This window comes from Allomuricauda sp. MMSF_3307 (assembly GCF_030733585.1).
Lineage (GTDB): Bacteria > Bacteroidota > Bacteroidia > Flavobacteriales > Flavobacteriaceae > Flagellimonas.
In genome coordinates this window covers 1-9,847 of sequence record NZ_JASHIQ010000001.1, presented here as the reverse complement: position 1 = coordinate 9,847, position 9,847 = coordinate 1, and the positions used below count along the sequence as shown (strand labels likewise).

Genomic DNA, 9,847 nt, shown 5'->3' with positions numbered 1-9,847 from the left:
AAGCAAGATAGTTAAAATTGAGTTTTGGACGTCGGTGAATTGACGAATGCCCTGTTTGAATTGACGGATGAGGTTTTTTAGGGTAAAAATTGGAAATCAAGCCAAAATTTCCGAAAAAAGTTGAAATAGAACCTACCAACCCCCAGAGGCACCACCACCTCCGAAGCCTCCGCCTCCGAAGCCACCACCAAAACCGCCACTTCCAAATCCACCTCCGCTGCCAAAACCACCGGAAGAACCTGAACTGCGGCCCATATTGCTGAGAATGATCATGTCCCAAATATCAAGTCCACCGCCCCTGCGACCACCTGGAACTCTACCACCCTTGTTTTTGCGACTCCAAAAAATAATGATGATGATAATGAAAATGATGAAGGGAAACAGGGCATCAATCGGAAATTTTTTGCCCCCACCAAAGGTGCGGTCTTCGGTAAACTCCCCGGTAAGCACCTTAAAAATCGCATCGGAGCCTTTGTCGAGCCCCGCATAATAATCCCCTCGTTTGAATTCAGGAATAATAACGGATTCTATGATGCGTCGGGACATCAGGTCGGTAAGGCTACCCTCCACACCATAACCGGTGTTAATGGCAATTCTTCGGTCGTCTTTGGCCAAGAGTACCAGAACGCCATTGTCCTTGTCAGCCTGACCAATGCCCCATTTTTGACCCCATTGCGCTCCCAAAAAGGTGATGTCCTCCCCCTCGGTGGAACTAATGATGGCGACCACGATTTGAGTGGAAGTGCTATCGGAATAGCGGACCAGCTTTTGCTCCAAGGCATTGCTCTGCGAAGGTGACAAGAGGTCCACATAATCGTAAACGCTGGTCTGCTTTTGTGGTTTTTCAGGTATGGTAAATTGCCCCCAAGCTAGAGAGGCACATAAAAAAAAGTATAAAAAACTAACCTTTGGATATTGCATCGTTCAGTTCGTTGGTATCATTTTGTTGCCATGGAAAATGCGCCTGCAACTCTTTGCCGGCCATTAGAATGCCTTCAATGATACCTTGTTTAAAATTTCCTTTTGCAAAGTGGGAGGCAATCACATCCTTGGTGGTATCCCAAAAACCTTTGGGGACGGCACGGTCGATGCCTTCACCTCCATAGATGACGAATTTTCGATCGTCCACCGCCACATATAAAAGCACACCGTTTCCTTCTTTGGTGTTGTCCATCTTCAGGAAATGGAACACCTGCTGTGCCCTACTGAAATGGTCTATTTTGGAAGACGCCTCGATATGCACCCGAATTTCACCGGAAGTGTTCTTTTCGGCTTCAACGATGGCATTTACGATCTCACTTTCCTCCGCTGCGGTCAAAAACTCCTCTACGTGCGACATGGTCTAGTTGAATTCAAAGTTCACATCGGGAGCTTTTTCGGAACCGGCATCGGATGCAAAGAGCGGCATGGATTCAAAATTTGCGATGCTCGCCACGATGTTGGTCGGGATTTGCTGAATACGGATGTTGTACTCCCCGGCCAAATCATTAAAACGGTTACGCTCCACATTGATCCGGTTTTCGGTTCCTTCCAATTGGGATTGAAGCTCCAAAAAGTTTTGGCTTGCTTTGAGGTCGGGGTACCGCTCCACAGTGACCAGCAATCTGGATAGGGCGGAAGACAAACCTGTTTGGGCTTGTTGAAATTCGGCTAACTGCTCTTGGGTAAGGTTGTTGGCGTCAATATTGGTAGAAGTGGCCTTCGACCTTGCTTCGATCACATCCGATAAGGTTTCGCGTTCAAAATCGGCGGCACCTTGAACGGTTTTGACCAAGTTTCCGATGAGGTCGCTCCTACGTTGATAGGAACTTTCCACATTGGCCCACTGTTTGGTGGCCTGTCCTTTCATGTCAATAAGGTTATTGTTGGTCCGTACGTACCAACCCACAATAATTACGCCCAAAAGTCCGAGGACAATAACGGCAATGATACCTTTTTTCATTTTTTATTGGTTAAAGTGTTTATAGTTGTTCTTTGATCTTCAGTAGTTCTGCCTTTACCTTTTGCAGTTTTTGAATGACCTCAAAATTGGAAAGGGCCTTCTGTTTTTCTTCTTTCAGATGGATTTTGGCTCCCTCCAAAGTAAACCCACGTTCCTTCACCAAATGATAGATCAATTGAAGGTTTTGGATATCCTGAGGGGTGAATTTACGATTGCCCTTGGCATTTTTTTTGGGCTGGAGTACGTCAAACTCCTTTTCCCAAAAGCGAATGAGCGAGGTGTTCACCCCAAAGGCCTTGGCCACTTCGCCAATGCCATAATAGCGTTTTTCGGGCAGATCTACGTGCATTAATCCAGTGATTGGTTCTCTTGGTTGGCCAATCTGAGCATATTCTCGAACTCTTCGGCCGTTAAACTTCCGTAGTAGAAGTTAATCGGGTTGATGCGCTCTCCGTCCTTAAACACTTCGTAGTGAACGTGTGGTGCCTGGGAACGTCCGGTACTCCCCACAAAGCCGATAAGGTCACCTCTTTTGACCTTTTGACCTACGGTGACATTGTATTTGCTCATGTGGGCATACAGCGAAATATAACCATATCCATGGTCTATGCGCACGTGTTTTCCGTATCCCGAAGATCGGTTGTCGGCACGTACCACTTTCCCATCGCCAGTAGCGTAAATTGGACTGCCCCGAGGCGCGGTAAAGTCCATTCCCCAATGCATTTTACGTGCCTTGGTAAAAGGGTCCGATCGCCAGCCGTAACCCGATGCCATTCGAGTCAAATCTTCGTTGCTCACGGGTTGGATGGCTGGTATGGAGGCCAGTAGTTTTTCCTTTTCTTCGGCCAATTTGGCAATCTCGTCCAAGGATTTGGATTGGATCACCATTTCTTTTTGGATGATGTCCAGCCGCTTGGTGGCATCAATAATAATTTCGGAGTTGTTGAAACCTTCCAGGTCCCTGTATCGGTTAACGCCCCCGAAGCCCGCTTTTCGTTGCTCTTCGGGTATGGGGTTGGCCTCAAAATACAATCGGTAGATATTGTTGTCGCGCTCCTCGATGTTGGCCAACACCTGCTCCATTTGGTCCATCTTTCGGTTCAGGATCTCAAATTGCAGTTCGTAGTTGCGCACTTCCCGCTCCAGTGAAAGTTCTTTGGGCGTATTTACCCATCGGGTGTTCAGCAAAATGATCAATCCAAGGAAACCGAATAGGGCAGATCCCAACAAAAACAGGAAAATATTCCTGTACTTTCTGGATTTTTTCGGCTCGATCTTTCGGTACGAAAGCGTATCCGGGTCGTAATAGTACTTAACTTTAGACATGAATGGATTTTATCCTATTTTTGCTCACTCATTTTAATCAGAACAAACAAATATAAAAATTGTTTTGCTTAAACTGTTAAATTTAAGAAAACCCTAGGAATTCAATGACATCCCAAGAAGTTAGAAACCAGTTTTTAAACTTTTTCAAAGAAAAAAACCACAAGATAGTGCCATCGGCGCCCATGGTGATGAAGGACGACCCCACGCTGATGTTCACCAATGCGGGCATGAACCAATTTAAGGAGTACTTTTTGGGGAATTCCGTTGCCAAGCACAAACGCCTTACCGATACCCAAAAATGCTTGAGGGTGAGCGGTAAACACAACGATCTCGAAGAGGTGGGAAAGGATACCTATCACCACACCATGTTCGAGATGTTGGGGAACTGGAGTATTGGGGATTATTTTAAAAAAGAAGCTATCTCGTGGGCATGGGAGTTGCTCACGGAAGTCTATAAAATCGATAAGGACAGCCTCTACGTTTCTGTGTTTGAAGGCAGCGAAGAGGATGGGTTGCCCTTGGATCAAGAGGCCTATGATTTGTGGAAGGCTATTGTGCCCGAAAATCGAATCATCAAAGGAAACAAAAAGGACAACTTTTGGGAAATGGGGGACCAAGGACCTTGCGGGCCCTGCTCCGAAATCCATGTGGATATTCGCTCCAAAGAAGAAAAAGCCAAAGTGGACGGAGCTTCTTTGGTGAACCAGGACCATCCTCAGGTGGTGGAGATCTGGAACTTGGTTTTTATGCAGTTCAACCGAAAGGCGAACGGTAGTTTGGAACCGCTTCCTGAAAAGCATATCGATACGGGAATGGGCTTTGAGCGGCTATGCATGGTGCTCCAGGGCAAGCAATCCAATTACGATACCGATGTATTTACCCCCCTGATCCGTGAAGTGGAGATCATCACAGGGAAAAAGTATGGTAAGGATGAGGAAACCGATATTGCCATTCGTGTAATTTCCGATCACGTGCGCGCGGTGGCCTTTTCCATTGCCGACGGACAATTGCCGAGCAATACGGGTGCTGGTTACGTCATCCGAAGGATTCTGCGCCGTGCCATTCGTTATGGATTCACTTTTTTGGATACCAACAAGCCTTTTATTTATCGTTTGGTGAAAGTGCTGAGCGAACAGATGGGCAAGGCCTTTCCAGAATTGAAGGAACAACATCAATTGATAGAGAACGTCATCAAGGAGGAAGAAAGTTCCTTCTTGAGTACCTTGGAACAAGGTTTGGTATTGTTGGATTCCGTTATCAAATCATCAAAAGATAAAACCATTGCTGGCGACAAGGCCTTCGAACTTTATGATACGTTCGGATTCCCGATAGATCTGACGGCCTTGATTTTAGAGGAAAAAGGATATCAATTGGATGTGGAAGGTTTTGAAAAGGCTCTGAAAGCACAAAAGGACCGTTCCAGAGCCGCATCCGAAGTGTCTAAAGACGATTGGAACGTTTTACAGACCGATACCGAACAGGAATTTATCGGATACGATAGCTTGGAAGCACAGGTAAAGGTGGTGAAATACCGAAAAGTGACCAGTAAAAAAGAAGGGGACCAATATCAACTGGTCTTCAACCTGACCCCGTTTTATGCCGAAGGCGGTGGCCAAGTAGGAGACAAGGGCTATTTGGAAGCGCCCAATGGCGATGTCACCTATATTGTGGATACCAAACGCGAAAACAACGAGATCGTGCATTTTGCCAAATCCTTGCCGAAAGAGATTTCGGGAACCTTTAAGGCGGTGGTGGACAAAAAGCAGCGTTATAGAACGGCAAGTAACCATACCGCCACGCATTTGTTGCACCAAGCATTGCGCGAGGTATTGGGGAGCCATGTGGAACAGAAAGGTTCGGCAGTACATTCCAAATACCTGCGGTTCGATTTCTCCCACTTTTCCAAACTTACGGTGGAAGAACTCCGTGAAGTGGAAAACTTTGTGAATGCCCGTATTGATGGGCAACTTCCTTTGGAAGAAAACCGAAATGTACCCATGAAACAGGCGATGGAAGAAGGGGCCATGGCCCTTTTTGGCGAAAAATATGGGGATACCGTTCGTACCATCCGCTTTGGTCAATCCATTGAACTTTGTGGGGGTACCCATGTTGACAATACGGCCGACATTTGGCATTTTAAGATTGTCTCCGAAGGAGCTGTTGCCGCTGGAATTCGAAGGATTGAGGCAATCACTTCGGATGCGGTCAAGGAATTCTATTTCAATAATAACCGAATGCTCTTCGAGATCAAGGATATGTTGAAAAACTCCCAAGACCCGGTAAAATCGGTGGCCAGTCTGCAAGAAGAGAATGCTGCCCTTAAAAAGCAAGTGGAGCAATTGTTGAAAGATAAGGCGAAGGGACTGAAAAACGAATTGATTGCTGAACTGGAGGAGGTGAACGGAATCCAATTCCTGGCCAAAAAAGTGGACTTGGATGCAGGCGGTATTAAGGACTTGGCCTTCGAAATGGGCGGTCAAGTGGATAGGTTATTCCTATTGCTGGCTTCTGAAAATGACGGAAAAGCGGTGCTGTCCTGCTATATTTCCAAAAATGTGGTGTCCGAAACGGATTTGAATGCCGGAACCATTGTCCGTGAGCTTGGAAAGTACATCCAAGGGGGAGGTGGTGGGCAACCGTTCTTTGCCACTGCAGGAGGGAAAAACCCTGCAGGGATTCCTGAGGCGCTAGATAAGGTGAAGGGATATATTAAATAACTTTTTTGGTTTAAAAGTTGGATATGCCAGAGGCAGTCAATTCGAGTGAAATTCCAAAGGAATTTTGTATCGAGAATTGGTGGTAGACTTGAAATTATGGTTCTCGAACTGACTGCCACAGGCAGGTAAGATTTTCGATGATTTCGACTCTGCTCAACCACCGAAAAATCGAACACACATTTTTTGCAAATCAAATGGAACTACAAACCCAAATACCTTTACTACCCAGTGATAATCCCATCGATTATCAGAGCAAGGTGGTGCTGTTGGGGTCTTGTTTTGTGGAAAACATGGGGGAGAAGCTGGATTATTTCAAGTTTCCGTTATTCCTGAATCCCTTTGGGATATTGTTCCATCCCTTGGCCATTGCCAATTTGGTGGAAAGGGCCTTAGAAGAAAAATTCTATCAGCAAGAGGAGATTTTTGAACAGGACGGTATTTGGCGTTGCTTCGATGCCCATTCCGATTTGCGTTCAGCATCTTCAGAGGAACTATTGCAATTGCTCAACCAAAGGTTGAAAGAAACCAAGACCAATCTAGAAGCATCTTCCCATATCATCATCACCTTGGGAACGGCTTGGGTATACGAGCATACATCAACGGGTAAAACGGTGGCCAATTGCCATAAGGTGCCGCAGAAGCAATTCACCAAAAAACTATTGAGCGTTGCCGAAATCGGAGCTAGCCTTCAACATATAATCGCATTGGTTCAAGAGGTGAATCCCAAGACGGAAATCATCTTTACCATTTCCCCGGTCCGTCATCTAAAGGATGGCTTTGTGGAAAACCAACGGAGCAAAGCGCATTTGATTACTGCGATACATTCCGTTTTGTCGTCTCGAGCGAAGTCGAGAGAACTGTCCTACTTCCCAGCTTATGAAATTATGATGGACGAACTCCGTGACTACCGTTTTTATGGAACCGATATGGTGCACCCCAATCCACTGGCGGTGGATTACATCTGGGAAAAATTTAAATCCATTTGGATTTTAGACAGTGTATATCCTGTGATGGATGAGGTGGAGGCAATTCAAAAGGGATTGCTGCACCGACCTTTCAACCCGGATTCCGAGGCGCATCAAAAGTTCAAAACATCGCTCCGCACAAAAATTACGTATCTTCAAGAAAGGTATCCGTTCATGAAATTTGACTAAATGAAGAAAATATTGATGGGTGCGGTCATCGCGTTGGCTTCGGTTTTGATTTACAAATCGTGCACCGACGACCGTGAACAAAAAAGTATCCTCGAAGAAAACTCCATGCTCATTCAGCAAGAGTTGCGCAATGTGTCCAAATTGGTAGTCACGGAAGGTCATTTTGCAGAGGTGTACAATTACAAAGATTCCAAGGAGTTGTTTGGCCCGCTGATCACTGCCCATAAAAAAGCATTGGTGGTGGTGAATGCTGATGTGTCCATTGCCTACGATATGTCACAAATTGAATATGAGGTAGATGAAGAGCAAAGATTACTTCGTATCGTTCGTATTCCCGATCCAGAAATCAAGATAAGCCCCGATTTTGAGTATTATGACGTCACTGCCGATTACCTAAATCCGTTCAATGCCGGGGATTACAATGCTATCAAACGTAATGTGAATGCCTCCTTGATGAAAAAAATCGAAGCATCTTCGTTACGGTCCAACGCAGAAAACCGATTGGTAAGCGAACTCTCCCGGATTTTGGTGTTGACACGTACCATGGGTTGGACCTTGGTGTACGACAACAAGCCCGTGGAAGACACGGAGCAATTCAAACTGTTTCTGGATTAATCGCCCAAAATCAACGACCTCTTAACTCACTAGGGCCGTATCCACCAGCTGCAGACCATCGTCAATCAAATGGCCCACCTTGGGATTATCGCGTTTGATGTGCTCCAAGTGCTCCAGAATTTCCTGCTGGAATTCCTGGTTGTTGTCCTGCTTGGCAAGTTCGTAGAGTTCTACGGGCAATAACCAATCCTTGGGGTGGTCTTTTTTTAGGGCCTGAAAGACCTTGTTTCGCGATACCGTGGTGTTCTTTCCTTCCCTAAAATGTCTGATTTGTTCGTAGAATCGCTCCAGTTCCTTTCTTTTCTCATCCTTTTTGGATTTGATGGTGCTTTCGGTAATCTGGTGCGTGATGAGGTCAAAACTGTTTAAATCGGCAGGGCCGTTGTAGGCTGAAACGATATGTTGCCCGACTGCCATGTGGTACAAGCCCCATTCAGGTTGGAACAATACCTTGTCGTTGTGCGCAACGGTACAGTTTTCAAAAGTGATCAGAATGATTTTCCCCATGAGGTTTCGGGTGCCGGTTACAATGGTTCCTTCTACTTTGATGCCGCCTTCGAACTCCAAGGCGATGGCTTCGCCCTCATAAATTTTATAGGCTTTAAGGTCACGTGGCCCCATGTCCTCAATGGCAATGTTGATGCCTTTCAATTTTCCGATAGGAGAACCAAAACCGTCTTTGTGGTGAGCGATACTGTGACCCACCAATTCTTTTTCGCGATAGGCCAAGGCCGTACCACCTGTGGTTTGGATGTAAATGGGTTTTCCGTCGTTCTCGATTACATTTTCAAAAATCCCCGAAATCTGAAGTCCAGTGCTCAGTTCGATGGTGCCCAAAGCCTGGGAGCCTATCAATTTTTTAACACCGGAAAGTCCGCCCGTGCGGACCGCCATGGTATTGGCAAAATCTTCCAAAACCTGACTCAAAAAGGCGAAATCTGGGGTTACGAAGAGTTGCGGTTGTGGTTTGGTGATATCGAATTCGGTGTGGGCCGCCTCAATGGAGTAGGGCAGTTTTTTCACCTTGTCCGTCATGCACCACGTACTTTCACCAATAGAGGAAAGTAATCCGGCACCATATATTTTTGGGTTGTCCACGGTGCCGATAAGTCCGTATTCCACGGTCCACCAATGCAGGTTTCGGATAAGGGCCATTTCACTGGGTTCGCCCATATTGTTCTGTAGGTGTTCGATATGCTTTTCCGCTTCTTCAATTTCATCGAGTGGCGTACCGTTGGCCTCCTTGATAATGGAAAGATGTCGCACGGCATTGTACAGTTCGTAATCCTTGGCGCTGGAGATGGCCTTGCAGCCAATTTCCCCAAATCGGCGGAGGTATTCCGCATATTCTGGGTTGGCGATAATGGGTGCGTGCCCGGCGCCTTCATGAATAATGTCGGGTGCAGGAGTGTATTCAATATTTTCAAGCTGACGGATATCGGATGCGATGACAAGCACATTGTACGCCTGGAACTCCATAAAGGCCGAGGGCGGTATAAAACCATCGACGGCCACGGCAGCCCAACCAATTTCCTTCAAAATACGGTTCATCCCGTACATATTGGGGATATGGTCAATGGAGATTCCCGTCTTTTTCAATCCATCCACATACGATTTATGGGCCACTCTGCTGAGGTAATCCACATTTTTGCGCATCACGTAGCGCCAGACCGCTTGGTCAATAGCGGTGTACTCTTCATAATTCTGCGGTTTTATGAATTGCTTTAGGTGCTTGGGCAATTTGTCCAGAATGGGATTGGATTCGTAGCTCATAAATTAATTTTTTGTGCGTTTTAAAGATACGAAATAGGAAGGGTATTTTTTCTTAAGGAACGTTAAGGGCAATAAAAAAACCGCCCATTGGGCGGTCTGTATGTTAGTTGGAGGCTACCGACATTTGGGGCGGATACTCCTCTAAAATTTGGGCAACAAATTCCTTGATGCGCTGTTCTTTCTTTTCAATGTTTTTGATATTGTTCAAGGTGCCTACGCCTCGTCCTTGCCATACAAGCTCCTTTCTATTGGCATCGATAACATCAATGTAGAGTGAACCTTCGGTGCGGGTGCTGACGTTATTGCCACCCCAGCCCCAA

At 46.1% G+C, this 9,847-nt stretch carries 10 protein-coding genes; 3 read left to right on the top strand and 7 right to left on the bottom strand.

What is annotated here, in order from left to right:
- Positions 1-132: 132 nt before the first annotated feature.
- The 5 genes from RBB12_RS00050 to RBB12_RS00030 are packed head-to-tail and all read right to left on the bottom strand — an operon-like array spanning position 133 to position 3,268.
- On the bottom strand, positions 133-921 hold the full coding sequence (locus tag RBB12_RS00050) for a TPM domain-containing protein (RefSeq protein WP_306012295.1): 789 nt from the start codon (positions 919-921) through the stop codon (positions 133-135).
- Positions 902-1,339, bottom strand: coding sequence for a TPM domain-containing protein (locus RBB12_RS00045; protein WP_293287016.1), 438 nt, complete (start codon positions 1,337-1,339; stop codon positions 902-904). Before RBB12_RS00045 ends, RBB12_RS00050 begins: the two co-directional genes overlap by 20 nt.
- Before the next feature lie 3 nt (positions 1,340-1,342).
- Entirely contained in the window at positions 1,343-1,942 is a 600-nt protein-coding gene (locus RBB12_RS00040) for a LemA family protein (protein ID WP_293280284.1), read from the bottom strand.
- Between the two features lie 19 nt (positions 1,943-1,961).
- Positions 1,962-2,291, bottom strand: a complete 330-nt coding sequence (locus RBB12_RS00035; RefSeq protein ID WP_127137505.1) for a MerR family transcriptional regulator — start codon at positions 2,289-2,291, stop codon at positions 1,962-1,964.
- Positions 2,291-3,268, bottom strand: coding sequence for a M23 family metallopeptidase (locus tag RBB12_RS00030; RefSeq protein WP_179385669.1), 978 nt, complete (start codon positions 3,266-3,268; stop codon positions 2,291-2,293). Before RBB12_RS00030 ends, RBB12_RS00035 begins: the two co-directional genes overlap by 1 nt.
- 104 nt (positions 3,269-3,372) lie before the next feature.
- Here RBB12_RS00030 and alaS point away from each other — a divergent pair, with 104 nt between their 5' ends.
- The 3 genes from alaS to RBB12_RS00015 all read left to right on the top strand — a co-directional run bounded on the left by alaS (position 3,373) and on the right by RBB12_RS00015 (position 7,754).
- Positions 3,373-5,985 (top strand): alanine--tRNA ligase, encoded by a 2,613-nt coding sequence (gene alaS, locus RBB12_RS00025; protein WP_306012294.1) that lies wholly within the window; start codon positions 3,373-3,375, stop codon positions 5,983-5,985.
- A 194-nt stretch (positions 5,986-6,179) separates the two neighbouring features.
- Positions 6,180-7,139, top strand: a complete 960-nt coding sequence (locus tag RBB12_RS00020; RefSeq protein ID WP_306012293.1) for a GSCFA domain-containing protein — start codon at positions 6,180-6,182, stop codon at positions 7,137-7,139.
- Entirely contained in the window at positions 7,140-7,754 is a 615-nt protein-coding gene (locus tag RBB12_RS00015; protein WP_306012292.1) for a DUF4230 domain-containing protein, read from the top strand. It begins immediately after the preceding gene.
- A gap of 21 nt (positions 7,755-7,775) precedes the next feature.
- Here the strand turns inward: RBB12_RS00015 and RBB12_RS00010 are convergent, their stop codons facing one another.
- Positions 7,776-9,527, bottom strand: coding sequence for an aromatic amino acid hydroxylase (locus RBB12_RS00010; protein WP_306012291.1), 1,752 nt, complete (start codon positions 9,525-9,527; stop codon positions 7,776-7,778).
- Between the two features lie 103 nt (positions 9,528-9,630).
- Positions 9,631-9,847 (bottom strand): DUF4136 domain-containing protein (locus RBB12_RS00005; protein WP_306012290.1); only part of this gene is annotated, 217 nt, incomplete at its 5' end.